This is a genomic window from Arcobacter sp. CECT 8983 (assembly GCF_004118855.1).
GTDB lineage: Bacteria > Campylobacterota > Campylobacteria > Campylobacterales > Arcobacteraceae > Halarcobacter.
Map to the genome: position 1 here is coordinate 322,739 of NZ_PDKF01000002.1, position 17,705 is coordinate 340,443.

The window sequence follows — 17,705 nt, forward strand, 5'->3', positions numbered from 1 at the left end:
GCTCTTATTTTGTGTTCGCGGGCAGAATAAAAGTTCATATTTAATGCTATTAAAAGAAAGCAGAGATGCTTTCTTTTAATTTTGTTAGTAGGGAAAGAGATTAGTGTTTTAAATCTTCTAATTTAAGTTTTTTAGAATTCATTACTGCTTTTCTAATTTTTGTTCTATCTGCGTCTGGTAAAGCAATTAGTCCAATTTCAGTTAAAATTCCATCAGGTCCAATCATGTTTTCAGACATAAACATCTCAATATATTTGTTCATAGCAGGAACATCTTTTTTATGAGAGTTTTTAGTATAGAAGAATAGTGATCTTGATACTGGGTACTCACCAGAAGAAATTGTATCTGGAGTTGGAGCTACACCATTAATAGTTGCACCAGCTAATTTATCATCATTTTCAACTAAGAAAGAGAAACCAAAAACACCAAATGCATTAGTATTTTTATTTAGTTTTTGAACAATAATGTTGTCATTTTCACCAGATGGAACATAAACACCATCAGTTCTAATTACAGAGTATTTTTTATACTTTTTATTTGCTTTTTTATCAGCATTATAAAGGTCAGTATATACAGACATTTTTTTGAATACTTTTTGCATTACTAACTCTTCAAATGCATCTCTTGTACCAGAAGATTTTGGTGGTCCATAAACAATAATTTCTCTATCAGGTAAAGAAGCATCAATGTCAGACCATTTTTTATATGGGTTAGCAATTAATTTTTTTCCATCTTTAGATGGTACTTCAGCTGCAACTGCTAATGCTAAGTGCTCTCTTGAAATATTAAATGCAGGATTAACTTTTGATTGTGCAAATGCAATACCATCGTAACCAATTACAGATTCAGTAATATCAGTAACTCCATTTTTTTCACACATTGTGAACTCTTTAGTTTTCATTCTTCTTGATGCATTTGTGATATCTGGTGTATTTAAATCATTTCCAGCACAAAATAGTTTCATACCACCACCTGAACCAGTTGATTCAACTACTGGAGTTGGGAATTTAGTTGTTGCACCTAATTCTTCAGCTACTGCAGATGAGAAAGGATATACTGTTGATGATCCAACGATTTTGATTTGGTCTCTTGCACTTAATGATACAGTAAGCGCAGCACTTGCTAGTAAAGCAATTGTAGTTTTCTTTAATGTCATTTTTGTCTCCATATTTTAATTATGATATGGAAGTATATAAGTAGTTGATTACAACTTGGTTACTAAAGGATTATTTTTGTGTATTAGTTATTTTGTAAGAGTGCAAAAGGGCTATTATAGCCCATTTGCTTCAATAAGTCTTGTTTGATAATCAGTAATAAGAGGATCAATTACTTCATCAAAAAGACCATCATTCATGATTGCATCTAATCTATATAAAGTTAGATTAATTCTATGATCTGATATTCTTCCTTGTGGATAATTATATGTTCTAATTCTTCCACTTCTATCTCCAGTACCTACTTGTTCTTTTCTAGTAGCACCTTCGCTTTGAATTTTCTCTTGCATTTCAAGGTCATAAAGTCTTGCTTTAAGAACTTTCATTGCTCTATCTTTATTTTTGTGTTGAGACTTTTGGTCTTGGTTTGTAACAACAATTCCAGTAGGAATATGAGTAATTCTTACAGCAGAGTCTGTAGTATTTACTGATTGTCCACCATTTCCACTTGCTCTCATTACATCAATTTTTAAATCATTTGGGTTGATTTCAATCTCTACATCATCAACTTCAGGCATAACGGCAACAGTAATTGCTGACGTATGGACACGACCTTGTGATTCAGTAGCTGGTACTCTTTGAACTCTGTGTGTACCACCTTCAAATTTTAATTTTGAATATACATGGTCACCTTTAAATAAAGCTACAATTTCCTTGTATCCACCTGCTTCACTTTCACTTTGGTTCATGATTTCAACTTTCCATCCATTATTTTCTGCATATCTGATATAAGCTCTAAAAAGATTACCAACGAAAAGCGCTGCTTCATCTCCTCCAGTACCTGCTCTAAGTTCTAGAAAGATATTTTTGTCATCATTAGGATCTTTTGGAATCATTAGATATTTAATCTCTTCTTCAAGCTGTGGCTTTGAAGCTTCTAATTCTTTAATTTCCTCTTTTGCAAGTTCTCCAAGTTCTGGATCTTCAAGCATTATTTTGTTTTCTTGAATATCTTCTACAACTTTGATATACTCTTTTGCTTTGTTAACAATTGGTTCAATACTAGATTGTTCCTTTGAAAGCTCAGTCATTCTTTTTATGTCAGAAGTGATATCTGGAGAGATCAATAATTTATTGATCTCTTCATATCTGTCTATAAATGGTTTTAGTTTATCTTGTAGCATATTTGTTAGTATTTATTATATTTATATAGACTCGAATAAAATATTTGAATTTATACTTATATAGCGTTTACTTGTACTTGTAGTCTAGAAACTTTTCTAGCTGCAGTACCTTTCTTTAGGATACCTTTAGATACACAGTGGTGGATGTATTTGTTAGCAGATTTCATTGCTTCAACTGCTTTGTCTTTGTCTGCAGCTTCAATTGCAGCTACTACGTCTTTAGTAACATTTTTAATTCTAGTTTTGTAGAATCTGTTTCTTTCTGTTCTAACTTTTGTCTGTCTCGCTCTTTTCTCAGCAGATTTGTGATTTGCCATAATTATTTAACCTCTTTGTAAAATTTTAAAGGATAGAATATTATCTAAATAACTTTAAAGTTAGTTTAAATTTAGGAAGATTTAATGAAACTATTTGGAACAGATGGAGTTAGAGGATTAGCAGGTGAGTTCTTAGATGCAGTTACTGTATTAAAACTTGCAAAGGCTGCTGGAATCTACTTTAGAAAGCATTCAACAACAAAAAGAATATTAGTTGGAAAAGATACACGAAGAAGTGGATATATGATTGAAAATGCACTTGTAAGTGGTCTTACTTCAGTAGGTTATGATGTAATTCAGATTGGTCCTATGCCTACTCCTGCAATTGCTTATTTAACAGAAAGTATGAGATGTGATGCTGGAATTATGATTTCTGCTTCTCACAACCCTTTTGAAGATAATGGTATTAAATTTTTTGATAACCATGGAAATAAGCTAAGTACTAACTGCGAAGAAAATATTGAGAAAATTTTCTTTGATGATGAAGTATTAAAAGAAGGAACAGTAACTGGGAAAAATATTGGTTCTTCTAAAAGAATTGATGATGTTATTGGAAGATATATAGTTGCAATTAAAAGTTCTTTTCCTAATGATTTATCATTACAAGGGATGAGAATTGTTTTAGACTGTGCAAATGGTGCAGCATATAAAGTAGCACCTACTATTTTAGATGAATTAGGTGCGGATGTAATTACATTAAATGATAAACCAAATGGATATAACATCAATGATGGATGTGGTGCTTTATATCCTAAAAATGTAGGTAAAGTAGTAAAAGAGTATAGAGCTGATATTGGTATTGCCCTTGATGGTGATGCTGATAGATTAGTTATTGTAGATGAAGAAGGAGAAGTTGTAGATGGTGATAAACTTCTTGGTGCTCTTTGTACTTTCTTAAAAGAAGAAAATACTTTAAAAGGAAACGCTTGTGTAGCAACTGTAATGTCTAACAAAGCATTAGAAGATTATTTAAATGCACATGACTTAGAACTTCTAAGATCAAACGTGGGAGATAAAAATGTTTTAGAGCAGATGAAAGACAAAGGAGTTAATTTTGGTGGTGAACAAAGTGGTCATATTATTTTCTCTGATGTAGCTAAAACTGGTGATGGTTTAGCTTCTGCACTTCAAGTATTAGCACTGATTTTAAGAAGAAAACAAAAAGCAAGTGTTGCATTAAACCCATTTGAACTTTATCCACAACTTTTAGTTAATTTAAAAGTTAGTGAAAAAAAACCTTTAGAAGAAATTGATGGACTAGAGGAGATTTTAGAACCAATTAGAAAAAAAGGTATTAGAGATCTAATTAGATATTCTGGAACAGAAAATAAAATAAGACTTCTTTTAGAAGGTAAAAATAAAAAAGAAGTTGAAGAGTCAATGCAAACATTAAAAGAGTTTATTGAAAAAGTTCTATGAGAAAAGAGTATAAATTATCAATAATTATTTTTATAGCTATATTTTTGTTTGATCAATTTGTCAAATATGCTTTTGTAAATTTTTCGTGGGAAGTTGATGGAGCATATATGTCTTTGAAATTAGCATATAATTATGGTGTAGCTTTTTCAATGTTTGAATTCTTAGAAGGATATTTAAAGTATATTCAATTGTTAATTGCACTTGTTGCAACAATATATTTAGTGAAAAATAAAGAAATTTTTTATAAATATTTTATACCAATATCTATTCTTTATGCAGCAGGATTATCAAATATTTTAGATAGATTTACATATGGTGCAGTGGTGGATTATTTTTATTGGCACTATGGTTTTGAATTTGCAATTTTTAATATAGCTGATGTAATGATTAATATTGCAGTTGCTATTTTAATTTTGATGCAAATAAAAGAAATAAGAGAAGAAAAGAAAAAAGAAATAGAAAAATAAAATTTGGGACTTAAATATTTATTTAGGTATAATCCAGAAAAAAATATTAAAACGGGGTTTTTATGGGTCAGACAATAACAGAAAAAATATTTAGTGAACACGTTGGAAGAGAGGTTTACGCAGGAGAAATTGTAAGAAGTCCAATTGATATGGTAATTGGAAACGATATTACAACTCCTATTTCTATTAGAGCGTTTGAAGAAGGAGGATTTAAAGAATTAGCAAATCCAGATGGTTTTGCAATTGTATTAGATCACTTTATCCCTGCAAAAGATATTGCATCTGCAAATCAAGCAAAAATTTCTAGAGATTTTGCAATAAAACATGATTTAAAACACTTCTTCGATGAAAAAGATATGGGTATTGAACATGCTTTACTACCAGAAAAAGGTTTAGTTTTACCAGGTGATGTAATTATTGGTGCAGATTCTCATACATGTACTCATGGTGGATTAGGAGCATTTTCTACTGGTATGGGTTCAACTGATATTTCATTTGGAATGATTACTGGTGGTAACTGGTTTAAAGTTCCAGAATCAATCAAAGTTGTAATGACTGGAAAGCCAAGTGAATATGTATCTGGAAAAGATATTATCTTAGAAGTAATTAGAATGCTAGGGGTTGATGGAGCTTTATATCAAACTTTAGAGTTTACAGGTGATACAGTACAGTATTTATCTATGGACGATAGATTCTCTATTTGTAATATGGCTATTGAAGCAGGTGCTAAAAATGGTATTTTTGCATATGATGAAATTACTGAAGAGTTTTTAAAGAAAACTGCTGAAGCAAATAATGGTTTAAGAGCAGAACCAAAAATTCATTACTCTGATGAAGATGCTAACTATACTAAAGTTCTTGAAATTGATGTAGCTAATTTAGAACCAGTAATTGCATATCCATTCTTACCTGATAATGGACATTCAGTTTCTCAAGCAGTTGCAGATGAAATTAAAGTTGATCAAGTATTTATTGGATCATGTACAAATGGTAGATTATCAGACTTTAAAGTAGCTGCTGAAATTATGCAAGGTAAAAAAGTTGCAAGACATGTAAGAATGATTTTAACTCCTGGTACTCAAAAGATTCTTAGAGATGCTACAAAAGCAGGATATATTGATACATTAGTAGATGCAGGTGCTGTTGTTTCAAATCCAACTTGTGGAGCATGTTTAGGTGGATATATGGGAATCTTAGGTGATGAAGAAGTTTGTATATCTACAACTAATAGAAACTTTGTAGGAAGAATGGGTTCAAGAACTTCTAAAATTTATTTAGCAAACTCAGCTGTTGCAGCAGCTAGTGCTATTTCTGGATATATAACTGACCCAAGAAGTTTATAATGAACAGAACACCGCTAAAAGATATCCCTTGCGTTATTCTTTGTGGTGGTAAAAGCTCAAGGATGGGAGAAGATAAATCTCTTCTTCCTTTTTCTACTTCAAGTACACTTACCCAATATCAATACGAAAAACTAAAAAAACTATTTGAAAATGTATATTTATCATCAAAAGTAGATAAATTTGATTTTATCTCAAAAGAAGAATTGCTTCTTGATGAAGCTAAAATTTATTCTCCAATAGCAGCATTACAATCTATATTTTCAAAACTAAACTTTGATAAAATATTTATAATAACAGTTGATACTCCTTTAGTAAAACTTGAATCAATAAAAGAAATTATAAAAGAATCTAATAATTATGACATTACAGTTGCAAAGACTGACAGAGTCCATAACCTTTGTGGAATTTTTAAAAAGCATAAGCTTCAACCCTTAGTTAATAAAATGTTAAAAGAAGACTTTCATAAGGTTGGTTTCCTATTAAAAGAGCTTAAAACAAATTATGTAGAGTTTTTAGATGATGATGAATTTATTAATCTTAATGAAAAAGATGAGTATCAAAGGGCATTGGAAATTATAAGTAAGACTAATGATATTTATTAGTTATTTGTTAAACTTATAAGTTTTGTATTATTTGTTTTTAGATACTCTTTCATATAAATTTTACTTATAATAAGGATATTAGAATGTCTAATAATAATGAGTTAAAAGAGGCTCTTGCTTTAGTAGATAAAGAACTGAAGAAAAAGGGACTTTCAAGAAGAGATGCTTTAAAGGTTGCAGGTTTAGGTTCTGCATCTTTTTTGATGGGGAGTACTGAACTTGAAGCTGCTACAGTTGCAAACGCAAGTGATGTAAAAGCAAAGATTTTAATTATTGGTGGAGGACTTGCCGGTATATCTACTGCTGCAAGATTATCAAATAGTTTATCAAATCCAGATATAACAGTAATTGAGCCAAATCCAAAATCTGTATCATATCAACCTGGAAATACTTTAATTGCATCTGGAGTATATACCAAAGATGACATTATGTATGATACTAAAGATTTTGTACCAAGTGGTGTAAAAGTTATTAAAGATAAAGCAATTGAGTTTGATCCTGATAATAATAAAGTTAAAACACAAAATGGTGAGACTTTTGATTATGATTATTTAATTGTTGCAGCTGGACTTACTTTAGATTTTGCAAGAATTAAAGGTTTAGAAGAAATAGGAGAGTTGACAACATTAGGTGATTCTTCTAAGCTTATATCAAAGCTTAAAGACTCAGGGGTTTGTTCTATTTATTCAACTGATGGTGCAGTTGCAGCTTGGGAGAGTATGCAAAAATTTATACAAGATGCAAAAGCTGGTAAAAAGGTAGAAGCAGTATTTACTCATCCAAATACATCAATTAAATGTGGTGGAGCTCCAAAAAAAATCATGTATCTTACTAACTCAAGACTCGAAGAAGCTGGAGCAAGAAAAAATGCAAACTTAACTTTTTATCCAAATGGTGGAAGTATGTTTGGAGTTAAAGAGTACCATGACGCCATTTTAAAACAATTTAAAGCAAGAGATTTTAAATGGCACTATAATCATAATCTAATAGGCGTTGATTTAGAGAAAAAAATTGCAACTTTTGATAACTTTTGGGATGAAAAAGGTGCATATGATCCTGATTTAGAAGAGTATGATATTGTAACAAAGCATAAAAATGTAGAAGTACCATATGATTTTTTACATATTACTCCTCCAATGAAAGCTCCAGATGAAATAGGTAACTCTGCAATTGGTTCAGGAAAAGGTTGGGTTCCAGTTAATAAAGAAACGCTACAACATGTAAAATATGACAATATTTTTTCATTAGGAGATATTGCCGCAGTTCCAATGGGAAAAACAGGTGGAAGTGTTAGAAAGCAGTATAAAGTATTAGTTGATAATATTATTTTAAGCATGGAAGGTAAAGCTTTAAAAGCTAAATATGATGGTTATACAGTTTGTCCTTTAATAACTGATATTGGAAAAGTAATGCTTGCTGAATTTGACTGGAGTAAAAAGCCAACACCTACATTCCCCCTTGATCCAACTGTAGAGAGATATGTTTGGTGGTTATTAAAAGTATATATGCTTAAACCAATGACTCAATATGGAATGTTATCTGGTAGAGCATAATTAATTATGAGGAAAGAACTTTTATATTTTTGTTTAATATTTGTTGTTTTATCATTTATTATTCACTATAAAGAGTTTCTTTCTTTTCCTTTAACACATATTCAAAACTTATAAAATGCAGGAGCCTATGGATTTAGTTTTTTGCATCCTTTAATTTTCACAATATTAGTATATATAATATTACTTATAATAAGAATAACAATAAGAATGTTTCTAAAAATATTAAATAAATAATACCTATATAACTAATAATTATACTTTTTATAACAAAATATAATTTTACTAAGTTCCTTTATATCGATAATATATAATAGAATATAGATAATATAAATAAAAAAAATAATAAAATATTATAAAATCAAATATCTAGCAAAGAATATCAATATAATTAATACTAAACATATTATAATAATTACATATTCATTGAAGGAGATTGTAATGGATAATAAAGATTTACTTAATGAGTTTGAAAAAGAACTTATTAAAAAAGGTATATCAAGGAGGGATGCTTTAAAATTAATGGGACTTAGTGCAGTAAGTACTGCAATGCTAAATCCTATTGACTCTGAAGCATCTGAGGCAAAAGCTAGTGATGTAAAAGCAAAGATTGTAATAGTTGGTGGTGGTTTATCAGGTATCTCTACTGCTGCAAGATTAATTAACTCTTTAAGTAATCCAGATGTTACTGTTATTGAACCAAGTGATGTATCAGTTTCATATCAACCTGGAAACACTTTTATTGGTGCTGGGGTATATGAAAAAAAAGATGTAATGTATGAACTAAAAGACTTCTTACCACAAGGAGCAAAACTAATCAAAGACAAGGCTATAGAGTTTGATCCTGATAATAATAGTTTAACTATTTCAAGTGGTGAAAAAATCTTATACGATTATTTAGTAATTGCAGCTGGTCTAACTTTAGATTTTGGGAAAATCAAAGGTTTAGAAGAGCTAGGTGATACATATACAATGGATGAAAAAAGTAAAATCAAAGAGTTGTTTGATGGAACAGGCGTAAGCACAGTTTATAATACAGATGCAGCTATTTATACTTGGAAAAATATGCAAGCAACAATTGAAGAAGCTAAAAAAGGCAAAAAGTTAAATGCTATTTTCTCTCATCCTGATACGGCAATTAAATGTGGTGGAGCTCCTAAAAAAATGATGTATTTAATGGATGCAAGATTAAATGAAGCAGGAAAAGATGTGAGAGCAAATGTAGATATGACATTCTATCCAAACTCTACAAAACTATTCTCTGTAAAAGAGTATGCTGATGCAATTAAAAAGCAGTATGAAGCTAGAAATATGAAATGGAAATTTGCTCATAATCTAAAAGCTGTAGATATTAAAAATAAAGTAGCTACTTTTGAACATTATTGGGATGAAAAAGGTGAATATGATCCTGATTTAGGAGAATATGATTTAATTAGGAAAACTAAAATGGTTGATGTAGATTATGACTTCTTACATGTAGCACCTCCAATGAAAGCTCCTGATGAAATAGGAAACTCTGCTATTGGTTCAGCAAAAGGATGGGTTCCAGTTAATAAAGAGACATTACAACACGTAAAATATGACAATATTTTTTCTTTAGGAGATATTGCAGCAGTTCCTTTAGGTAAAACAGGGGGAAGTGTTAGAAAACAATATAAAGTTGTAGTAGAAAATATCATTTCTAGTATGGAAGGTAAAGCTTTAACTGCAAAATATGATGGTTACACAGTGTGTCCTATTATTACAGGAATTGGAACTGTTATGCTAGCTGAGTTTGATTGGAGTATGAAACCAACTCCATCTTTTCCTTTGGACCCAACAAAAGAGAGATATATCTGGTGGCTTTTAAAAGCATATATTTTAAAGCCTATGACACAATATGGAATGTTATCAGGAAGAGTTTAATAAAAAAGGAGAAGAGTATGAAAGCAAAAAGTTTATTAAAAAGTTTAGTTATTCTAAGTTTACTAGTAAGTAGTGTTTTAGCAAATGATTCAACTAATTTAACAAAGGCAAGTGCAAAAGTTCAAAGTATTATTAATAAGTTCAAGTTAGAGATTGTTGATTATAACTACACAAAGGCAAAGATTGGTAAGGGAACTCATAATAGTGCAAAAGCTATTTTAGTAGATGCAAGACCAAATAAAAAGTATAAAGTAGGAACTATTCCAAGCGCAATTAATATTCCTGATACTGATTATAAAGAGTTTGTAAATCAATTGAAAGATACAGCTAAAAATAAAGAAATCATTGTTTTTTGTGGTGGTTGGAATTGTGGTAAATCTCCCAAAGTAGCTAATATGCTTAAAAAAGATGGTTTTACAAATGTAAAACTATATCAAGCAGGAGAACCTGAGTGGTCTAAGAGAAACTATAAAGAAGTTCATTTAGTAGTAACAAAAGCTGCACAAGCAAATAATAGTGCAGTACTTATTGATGCAAGACCTTATAAAATGTTTTTAGCAGAAACAATTGCAGGTGCAATATCTATTCCTGATACAAAAGTAGAAGAGTTAAAAGGAAGATTTCCTATTCATCAAAATGAAAAAATTATTGTATTTTGTGGTGGATATAAATGTGCAAAATCACATAAGGTAGCAAATAAACTTATCTCAATGGGATATAGAGATGTAAATGTATTTGCAGGTGGACTTCCTAAGTGGAAAAAGGCTGGCTTAAGTACTACAAAAAGTGCAGGAGAAGCGACTTCTAAAAAAGCATCTGCTAAACCAATGATAAGTGAAAATGGTGCTAAACTTGGTTTAGATGAAGGAAGTATTGATGGGGAATGGCTAAATGGCTTTATTAAAGAAAATAAAGTACCTGACTTTATTCAAATAGTTGATGTAACAGATCCAAGTGAGTTTAAAAATGGACATATAAAAGGTGCTATAAATATCCCAGCGGAAAAATTATCAGCAAAACAGCTATATGCAAAACTACCAAAGGGTAAAACTATTGTATTTAATTGTACAGCAGGAGGTAGATCAATTGAAGCATGGACAAAACTAAAAGAAGCAAAATTTGATGTAAGTGAAATTTTCTATTTTGATGCAAATGTTGATTGTAAAGGTACTAAGTGTAAAATTGAAGTAAATGAGGCTTTAGGTATTTAATCTTAAATTTTATTCAAGCATAAAAAAAGGTAGAAGAGTTAATCTTCTACCTTTTTTATTTATAGCAAATTTATTAATTATGCTGCTAATGCTTCTTTTGCTTTTGCAACTAATGCTGAAAAAGCTTCTGCATCATTCATAGCAAAGTCTGCTAGGATTTTTCTATCTAACTCAATGTTAGCTAATTTTAATCCATTCATGAATCTTGAGTAGTTAATATCATTTAATCTACAAGCAGCGTTGATTCTTACGATCCAAAGCTTTCTAATATCTCTTTTCTTTTGTCTTCTATCTCTATAAGCATATACTAAAGAACGTTCTAATTGCTCTTTTGCTTTTCTAAAGTGCTTTCTTCTTCCTGAGAAAAATCCTCTAGCTTGCTTTAAAACTTTTTTATGTCTTCTTCTTCTAACTACACCAGTTTTTACTCTAGGCATATTTTTCCTTTCTTTACTCTATTTTTTAATAGGTGTCGATTTTATTATCGAACTTGTCCACTTATGTGGAGGGACTAAATAATTAACTCTAAAAGTTAATTATGCTTGGCATAACATTCTTTTAACTCTAGTTGCATCAGTTGCAGCTACAGTTTGAGGCCCTCTAAGAGCTCTTTTTCTTTTTTGACTCATCTTAGTTAAGATGTGGCTTCTAAAAGCTGATCCTCTTACAATAGAACCATTCTTTTTTACTTTAAATCTCTTTAAAGCACCACTGTTTGATTTCATCTTTGGCATCGTACAGTTCCTTTCTAATAAATTTGCATTTTCATATTTAATGAAAAAGTTCGAGATTTTACTTAAATTTAGCTTTAATTAAGATTAAATAATATAAAGGAGTGCAGAGGGAGTAGTTCCTCTGCATAGAAAATTTTTGGAGATTGTTTTAAATTGTGTATATTTATTATTTTTTATTTTCTTTAGGAAGAACCATCATATTAACAAATCTTCCCTCTTGTTTAGGAGCAGCATCTCTTACTCCATACTCTTCAAGCATAGGCCATACTCTTTCAAGTACTTCTGCACCAGCTTCTGGATGAGCCATTTCTCTTCCTTTTAGGAAAACTCTACATTTTACGTGGTAACCTTTTTCTAAGAATTCAATAGCATGTTTTACTTTATAATTAATATCATTTTCTGCAATTTTTACAGAGAATTTTACTTCTTTAACTACAATTACTTTTTGCTTTTTCTTTGCTTCTTTTTTCTTCTTTTCTTGTTGGTATTTAAACTTACCGTAATTCATGATTTTTGCTACAGGTGGTTTTGCATCTGGTGCAATAAGTACTAAGTCTAGTCCTTGCTCATCAGCCGCATTCATTGCATCTGCTGTAGAGATGATTCCATAGTTTGTTCCATCATCTCCTGTACATCTAACTTCTGAACATTTGATGTCCTCATTCATAATTGCTTCTGGCTTTTTGTTTTGTCTACTCAAATTTTACTCCCTGATTTGATTTCGTTTAACATATTAATAAATTCATTTTTGCTCATATTTGACTGTTCTCTTTTTCTTCTATCTCTTAATGCTACAGTCTCATTTGCAACCTCTTCATCTCCAACAACAATAATCATTGGAACTCTTTGCTTTTCAGCCATTCTAATTCTTTTATTTAATGACTCATTCATATCAAATATCTTTGAATCAATTTCATTATTTAAAAGCTCTTTTTGTAATGATTTTGCATACTCTACATGAGTATCTGCAATTGGAACAAAAATAACTTGTGTTGGTGCAATTACAAATGGGAACTCACCAGCACAGTGTTCAGTTAAGATTCCGATAAATCTTTCAAATGAACCAAGGATTGCTCTATGAATCATTACTGGTTGTTCTTTCTCACCTTTTTCATTGATAAATTCAGCTTCAAATCTACTTGGTAAGTTCATATCTACTTGAACAGTACCACATTGCCATTTTCTTCCGATAGCATCTAGAATTTTAATGTCAATTTTAGGACCATAGAATGCTCCACCACCTTCATCAATACCATAAGAAATAGCTTTTTCATCAAGTGCATCCATGATACCTTTTGTTGTCTTTTCCCAAAACATATCATCACCAATTGCTTTTTCTGGTTTTGTAGAAACTTCAATTTCATATTTAAAATCAAATAATTTTAGTAAAGAATCAACAAATTCTAAAACTTCAAAGATTACATCTTTCATTTGATCTTGCGTACAAAAAATGTGTGAATCATCTTGAGTAAATTCTCTAACTCTGAATAGTCCATGCATAGCACCAGACATCTCATGTCTATGAACAACACCATATTCAAAAAGTTTTTTTGGTAAGTCTTTATATGATACTAAAGAGTTTTTAAATATTTGAATATGACCAACACAGTTCATTGGTTTCATTGCATATTGTTGTTCATCAATAGTAGTATAGTACATATTTTGACTATAGTTAGCATTGTGCCCTGAAATATCCCACATCTTAGATTTAAGTAGTTCAGGACCACGTACTGGTTCATATCCTCTTATTCTATGCGCTTTATATAAGATATGTTCTAGTTTTGATCTTAGACGTGCTCCATTTGGTAGCCACATTGGAAGACCTGCACCCACATCATCACTAAATGTGAAAAGTTCTAATTCAGTTCCTAGTTTTCTATGGTCTCTTTTTTTAGCTTCTTCAAGCATTCTTACGTAATCATTTAGCTCTTTTTTATCAAAGAAAGCAATACCATAGATTCTAGTAATCATTTCATTTTCTTCATTACCACCTAAGTATGCACCTGCAACTCTTGTAAGTTTGAAGCTTCTAATCATTCTTGTATTAGGTACATGAGGTCCTCTACATAAATCTTCAAATTCACCTTGTTTATAAAGAGTTAATGTATCATCTGTGATATTAGAAAGAACTGCTTGCTTTAATTCGTCATTAGCAAATTTAGTTTGAATTTCTTCTCTTGATGCTTCATATCTCTCAATAGGAAGTTTAGCATTTGCTAACTCTTTCATCTTTTTTTCAATCTTTGGAAGATCTTCTTCTGAGATTTTTTCTTCGGTTTTAAAGTCGTAGTAAAAACCTTCTTTTACTACAGGTCCTACGAAGAATTTCGCATCTGGGTATAGTTCTTTAATAGCTTGTGCCATTAAGTGAGCACATGAATGTCTTAATATTTCAAGAGATTCAGGAGAGTTGTCAGCTTTAATCTCATCTCCACTTAAGTTTAAAGCCTCCGCTGTTTGAAGGTCGTATATCTGCCCTTCTTTTAATATACCAATCGGTTCCAATAAATTCCTTTTTTCCTTAAAAGTTTTTAAAATTCTTATATTTTATCCTAATTGCTCTTAAATTTAATCTTAACAGAGAGTTTTAACAAAAAATTGATAAAATAGTGTATGATTTTAAACTTATCTAAAATAAAAACAGAAGCCTTACTATTATTTTGTAAAGACTTGATTCTTTCATATAAAGATAAAGAAGAAAGTTTTTTCAATATCGACAAAGAGATAATTGATTATATAAATTCAATTTCTAATGATATGTTAACTCAAATCAATAATGTAACTTTTCCTACTGAACACTATATCAAAAATAAAAAGCATTATAGAATTTCTGCTGTTTTAAAAGCATATGATTTTATAAATAATTCATTAACAAAAGAGTTTGAAAAAATAGAAGAATCAAAAAGGGTTTTTAATCCATCAATGTTATATTTTTCAATGCTTGCTGTTTGGTTTAAAGAGTTAGATAAAGAGAGCCGCTCAAAAGAGTATATTTACTTTACAATATATCCTTATGCAAATGTATATGATAAATTGTTAATAAATATAAAAGATGAAAATTTTAAAAGAATTAATATTATGATGTTAGAACTTGCAGAGAGTGTGATCTATAAATATAATTCAATCTCTTTTAATAAGTAAAACTTATAAGTAATCTATAAGAAAAATTAATCTTATCTTATGTATAATTCTTCCAAATTTAAATAAGGAGAATTATGAAAGCATTAGTATTTAAGTTATTAGCGCTATTTGTAATAGTTTCAGTAGCACAGTCACAAGAGTTAAAAGTAATCAAATTTCCAGAAGCAAAAAAACTTTTTGAAAATAAAGAAGCTTTGTTTTTAGATGCAAGGGCTGAAAAACTTTATAAAAGAGGAACTATTTTAGGAAGTTTAAATTTACCAGTAAATAGATTTCAAAAGAGTATTGCATTTTTACCAAATGATAAAAATGCAAAAGTAGTATCTTTTTGTAATGGCTTTAAATGTGAGAAATCAGATGAATTAGCACATCTTTTACAAAAAGCAGGTTATACAAACGTTTTAGTATATAAAGGTGGTTATCCTGAGTGGAAAGAAAAATCAATGCCACTTATGGCTTTAAAGACAGAATCAGACGAACCAAAAGTAGAAGAATCAAAAGGTGAAAAATATCAAGTTAAAGGAACAACTATTTATCTTGGGCAAGATAAAGGAATGATTGATCAATTCTGGTTTGAGAAAGTTGTTTTAGAAAATTTACCTAAAAATATTCAATTAGTAGATATTAGAAAAGAAAAAGATTTTAAAGAAGGTCATATAAAAGGTGCAATAAATGCTCCTTGGGATTCAAAAAATGAAAAAATTGATCTATCACAAATATCTGATGATAAAATAATTGTTTTTTATTGTAATACAGGGATGCAATCAGCAGAAGCAGCTTTAAGTTTAAAAAATAGAGTAGGCAAAGATGTTTTCTATTTTGATGCTAATGTAACTTGTAACAAAAACAATTGTAAAGTTGAAGCAAATGAGAATCTATAAGAGGAGTTAACCTCTTATAGTAAATTTAATTAACAAGAAGGAACATTCCCTGAATCATTAGCGTACTCATATGAAAAATCATAAAGATGTGGAACCCATGAATCTTTAATATCAGCTTCTTTAACATCTGGACAAATTGTAATCATCTCTTTTTTAAAATTTCCAGCTTCATTGATTGAAGACCATTCATCTTGAGAGTGTTTTGCTGCAAATTTAGCACCATTAAATCCACATTTAGATTTAAATTTCTTTATAAAAATTTTTTGACCCTTCCTTGCATCTGCTGAAGCAGTTGTAGAAGCAACACCTAATAATAGAACTGCTGCCATTGAAAGTTTAAGTAACTTTGTCATTATTCATCTCCTAATTAATATTTAGGTATGATTATAACCAAGTAAAATAAAAATAATACTTACATAAGTATAAGAAAAAGTGATAAATATTGAAATACTATATTCTAAAAGAGATTGTAAAATACTTACAAGAAAAAGCCCAAGTTGTAAAACATATAAGTAGAATTGATAACAATTTAATTATAATTGAATTTAATAATAAAAATCAAGTATATTTTGATATGAGTAAAGGGAAAAGTTATATTTATAAAAAAAGAGGAGAAAAAGCCTCTAAAAAAGATTTTAATGCACCCTTTGATGTTGTTCTACAAAAAAGATTTGTTAATTCAAAAATAGAAAATATAGATATTTATAATGAGGATAAGATTATAAATATAAAAGTAAATTCTTCTTCTTCATATAAAAAATTAACTACTATTTTACAATTAGAATTTACTGGAAAACATACAAATGCAATTATTTTAGATGAAGATAGAATAATTTTAGAAGCTTTAAGACACATAGATGAATTTGCTTCAAGTAGAGTAGTTAAAGTTGGAATAAAACTTGATGAAGTTCCAAAACAAGATTTTATCCCCAAAATAGAAAGTCTTGATGATGTAGAAGAGCATTTATATAAAGTATATGAAAATATTGAGACTCAAAATTTAGAAAACCATAGACGACAAAAAGTAAGTCAAGTAAATAAAAAGCTAAAAAAACTGCAAAAGACTTTGGATAACTTGCCTAAAAAAGAGGATTTAGAAGAAGAGTCTACCTCTTTATATGAGAAAGCAAATTTAATACTTGCAAATTTACACACAATAAAACCTTATCAAGAAGTTTTAAAAACTTATAATTATGAAGGAAAAGAAGTAGAAATAAAACTTGATACAAGATACTTAGCCTCAACTTATTCAAATGATTTGTTTAAAAAAGCAAAAAGAGCAAAACAAAAAGCAAATAATATAAAAATTGAGAAATCTAATTTAGAGGAAAAAGTGGAGTTTTTAAAAAGACTTATAAATAATATAAATTCTTGTAAAACAATTGATGAAATAGAGTTTTTACTTCCTAAAAAACAAAAAAATCAAGCCCGTACAAAAAAAAGTCAAAACTATGAAAGCTTTTTTTATGAAGGATATAAAATAATGCTTGGAACAAATGAAAGAGAAAATATATATTTATTGGAAAACTCAAAGGCAAGTGATTTTTGGTTTCATATAAAAGATGCCCCTTCTTCCCATGTAATAGTTCAAAATAGTAAGAAAACTATTCCAGAAAATGTGATTGAAAAAGCTGCAAAAATATGTGCTCAATTCTCAACTGATTATGAAGGAACTTATAGTATAGATTATACACAAAGAAGAAATGTAAAAATACAACATGGTGCAAATGTTTTATATAATCCATATACTACAATAAATGTAAAAATATAATTGAGACAATTATGAGACAATCTTTA

The 17,705-nt window shown here is 29.5% G+C and carries 18 protein-coding genes; 10 read left to right on the forward strand and 8 right to left on the reverse strand.

All coding sequences use genetic code 11. The features are described 5' to 3' along the window. Positions 1-100 precede the first annotated feature (100 nt). The 3 genes from CRV01_RS01615 to rpsT form a co-directional block, all read right to left on the reverse strand. Positions 101-1,156, reverse strand: coding sequence for a substrate-binding domain-containing protein (locus tag CRV01_RS01615; protein WP_129006416.1), 1,056 nt, complete (start codon positions 1,154-1,156; stop codon positions 101-103). A 114-nt stretch (positions 1,157-1,270) separates the two neighbouring features. Beyond that, positions 1,271-2,338 carry a peptide chain release factor 1 gene (gene prfA, locus CRV01_RS01620; protein WP_129006418.1) on the reverse strand — a complete coding sequence of 356 codons (1,068 nt, stop codon included), beginning with the start codon at positions 2,336-2,338 and terminating at the stop codon, positions 1,271-1,273. A 56-nt stretch (positions 2,339-2,394) separates the two neighbouring features. Continuing rightward, the gene (gene rpsT, locus CRV01_RS01625) at positions 2,395-2,655 is read right to left on the reverse strand and encodes a 30S ribosomal protein S20 (RefSeq protein WP_129006420.1); all 261 of its coding nucleotides are present in this window, start codon (positions 2,653-2,655) and stop codon (positions 2,395-2,397) included. An 84-nt stretch (positions 2,656-2,739) separates the two neighbouring features. Between rpsT and glmM the strand changes: the two genes are divergently transcribed. From glmM to CRV01_RS01660, 7 genes are all read left to right on the forward strand, one after another. Next, a complete protein-coding gene (glmM, locus tag CRV01_RS01630; RefSeq protein ID WP_129006422.1) occupies positions 2,740-4,074 on the forward strand; it encodes a phosphoglucosamine mutase in 1,335 nt (444 codons plus the stop codon). Further along, positions 4,071-4,541 carry a signal peptidase II gene (lspA, locus tag CRV01_RS01635; protein ID WP_129006425.1) on the forward strand — a complete coding sequence of 157 codons (471 nt, stop codon included), beginning with the start codon at positions 4,071-4,073 and terminating at the stop codon, positions 4,539-4,541. Before glmM ends, lspA begins: the two co-directional genes overlap by 4 nt. Before the next feature lie 62 nt (positions 4,542-4,603). Beyond that, a complete protein-coding gene (locus tag CRV01_RS01640; protein WP_129006427.1) occupies positions 4,604-5,884 on the forward strand; it encodes a 3-isopropylmalate dehydratase large subunit in 1,281 nt (426 codons plus the stop codon). Continuing rightward, entirely contained in the window at positions 5,884-6,486 is a 603-nt protein-coding gene (mobA, locus tag CRV01_RS01645) for a molybdenum cofactor guanylyltransferase MobA (protein ID WP_129006429.1), read from the forward strand. Before CRV01_RS01640 ends, mobA begins: the two co-directional genes overlap by 1 nt. A gap of 83 nt (positions 6,487-6,569) precedes the next feature. Next, complete coding sequence (locus CRV01_RS01650) at positions 6,570-8,039, forward strand: NAD(P)/FAD-dependent oxidoreductase (RefSeq protein WP_129006431.1); 1,470 nt, start codon at positions 6,570-6,572, stop codon at positions 8,037-8,039. 438 nt (positions 8,040-8,477) lie between these two features. Then, on the forward strand, positions 8,478-9,941 hold the full coding sequence (locus CRV01_RS01655; protein ID WP_129006433.1) for an NAD(P)/FAD-dependent oxidoreductase: 1,464 nt from the start codon (positions 8,478-8,480) through the stop codon (positions 9,939-9,941). Positions 9,942-9,958: 17 nt separating this feature from the next. Then, complete coding sequence (locus CRV01_RS01660; RefSeq protein ID WP_129006435.1) at positions 9,959-11,152, forward strand: rhodanese-like domain-containing protein; 1,194 nt, start codon at positions 9,959-9,961, stop codon at positions 11,150-11,152. A 77-nt stretch (positions 11,153-11,229) separates the two neighbouring features. On the opposite strand, the gene rplT is transcribed toward CRV01_RS01660, so the two are convergent. The 4 genes from rplT to thrS all read right to left on the reverse strand — a co-directional run bounded on the left by rplT (position 11,230) and on the right by thrS (position 14,391). Then, positions 11,230-11,589: a 50S ribosomal protein L20 gene (rplT, locus tag CRV01_RS01665; protein WP_129006437.1), complete on the reverse strand. Its 360-nt coding sequence runs from the start codon at positions 11,587-11,589 to the stop codon at positions 11,230-11,232. A 99-nt stretch (positions 11,590-11,688) separates the two neighbouring features. Further along, the gene (gene rpmI, locus CRV01_RS01670) at positions 11,689-11,886 is read right to left on the reverse strand and encodes a 50S ribosomal protein L35 (protein ID WP_129006439.1); all 198 of its coding nucleotides are present in this window, start codon (positions 11,884-11,886) and stop codon (positions 11,689-11,691) included. A gap of 166 nt (positions 11,887-12,052) precedes the next feature. Continuing rightward, positions 12,053-12,553 (reverse strand): translation initiation factor IF-3, encoded by a 501-nt coding sequence (infC, locus tag CRV01_RS01675; protein ID WP_258238292.1) that lies wholly within the window; start codon positions 12,551-12,553, stop codon positions 12,053-12,055. 29 nt (positions 12,554-12,582) lie between these two features. Further along, on the reverse strand, positions 12,583-14,391 hold the full coding sequence (gene thrS / locus CRV01_RS01680) for a threonine--tRNA ligase (RefSeq protein WP_129006443.1): 1,809 nt from the start codon (positions 14,389-14,391) through the stop codon (positions 12,583-12,585). Positions 14,392-14,499: 108 nt separating this feature from the next. On the opposite strand from thrS, the gene CRV01_RS01685 reads away from it, so the two are divergent. Further along, positions 14,500-15,027 carry a hypothetical protein gene (locus tag CRV01_RS01685; protein WP_129006445.1) on the forward strand — a complete coding sequence of 176 codons (528 nt, stop codon included), beginning with the start codon at positions 14,500-14,502 and terminating at the stop codon, positions 15,025-15,027. A 74-nt stretch (positions 15,028-15,101) separates the two neighbouring features. Further along, positions 15,102-15,908, forward strand: a complete 807-nt coding sequence (locus CRV01_RS01690; RefSeq protein ID WP_129006447.1) for a rhodanese-like domain-containing protein — start codon at positions 15,102-15,104, stop codon at positions 15,906-15,908. Positions 15,909-15,937: 29 nt separating this feature from the next. Here the strand turns inward: CRV01_RS01690 and CRV01_RS01695 are convergent, their stop codons facing one another. Next, positions 15,938-16,261 (reverse strand): cytochrome C, encoded by a 324-nt coding sequence (locus tag CRV01_RS01695; protein WP_129006449.1) that lies wholly within the window; start codon positions 16,259-16,261, stop codon positions 15,938-15,940. An 89-nt stretch (positions 16,262-16,350) separates the two neighbouring features. Here CRV01_RS01695 and CRV01_RS01700 point away from each other — a divergent pair, with 89 nt between their 5' ends. After that, a complete protein-coding gene (locus CRV01_RS01700) occupies positions 16,351-17,679 on the forward strand; it encodes an NFACT RNA binding domain-containing protein (protein WP_129006452.1) in 1,329 nt (442 codons plus the stop codon). Positions 17,680-17,705: the final 26 nt, after the last annotated feature.

Excerpts from the sequence above, each read along its gene's own strand:
- CRV01_RS01640 (WP_129006427.1), top strand. The coding sequence starts at position 4,604 with ATGGGTCAGACAATAACAGAAAAAATATTTAGTGAACACGTTGGAAGA.
- CRV01_RS01615 (WP_129006416.1), bottom strand. The coding sequence starts at position 1,156 with ATGACATTAAAGAAAACTACAATTGCTTTACTAGCAAGTGCTGCGCTT.
- rplT (WP_129006437.1), bottom strand. The coding sequence starts at position 11,589 with ATGCCTAGAGTAAAAACTGGTGTAGTTAGAAGAAGAAGACATAAAAAA.
- rpsT (WP_129006420.1), bottom strand. The coding sequence starts at position 2,655 with ATGGCAAATCACAAATCTGCTGAGAAAAGAGCGAGACAGACAAAAGTT.
- lspA (WP_129006425.1), top strand. The coding sequence starts at position 4,071 with ATGAGAAAAGAGTATAAATTATCAATAATTATTTTTATAGCTATATTT.
- prfA (WP_129006418.1), bottom strand. The coding sequence starts at position 2,338 with ATGCTACAAGATAAACTAAAACCATTTATAGACAGATATGAAGAGATC.
- CRV01_RS01685 (WP_129006445.1), top strand. The coding sequence starts at position 14,500 with ATGATTTTAAACTTATCTAAAATAAAAACAGAAGCCTTACTATTATTT.
- CRV01_RS01695 (WP_129006449.1), bottom strand. The coding sequence starts at position 16,261 with ATGACAAAGTTACTTAAACTTTCAATGGCAGCAGTTCTATTATTAGGT.
- rpmI (WP_129006439.1), bottom strand. The coding sequence starts at position 11,886 with ATGCCAAAGATGAAATCAAACAGTGGTGCTTTAAAGAGATTTAAAGTA.
- CRV01_RS01660 (WP_129006435.1), top strand. The coding sequence starts at position 9,959 with ATGAAAGCAAAAAGTTTATTAAAAAGTTTAGTTATTCTAAGTTTACTA.
- CRV01_RS01650 (WP_129006431.1), top strand. The coding sequence starts at position 6,570 with ATGTCTAATAATAATGAGTTAAAAGAGGCTCTTGCTTTAGTAGATAAA.
- CRV01_RS01655 (WP_129006433.1), top strand. The coding sequence starts at position 8,478 with ATGGATAATAAAGATTTACTTAATGAGTTTGAAAAAGAACTTATTAAA.
- glmM (WP_129006422.1), top strand. The coding sequence starts at position 2,740 with ATGAAACTATTTGGAACAGATGGAGTTAGAGGATTAGCAGGTGAGTTC.
- infC (WP_258238292.1), bottom strand. The coding sequence starts at position 12,553 with ATGAATGAGGACATCAAATGTTCAGAAGTTAGATGTACAGGAGATGAT.
- CRV01_RS01690 (WP_129006447.1), top strand. The coding sequence starts at position 15,102 with ATGAAAGCATTAGTATTTAAGTTATTAGCGCTATTTGTAATAGTTTCA.
- mobA (WP_129006429.1), top strand. The coding sequence starts at position 5,884 with ATGAACAGAACACCGCTAAAAGATATCCCTTGCGTTATTCTTTGTGGT.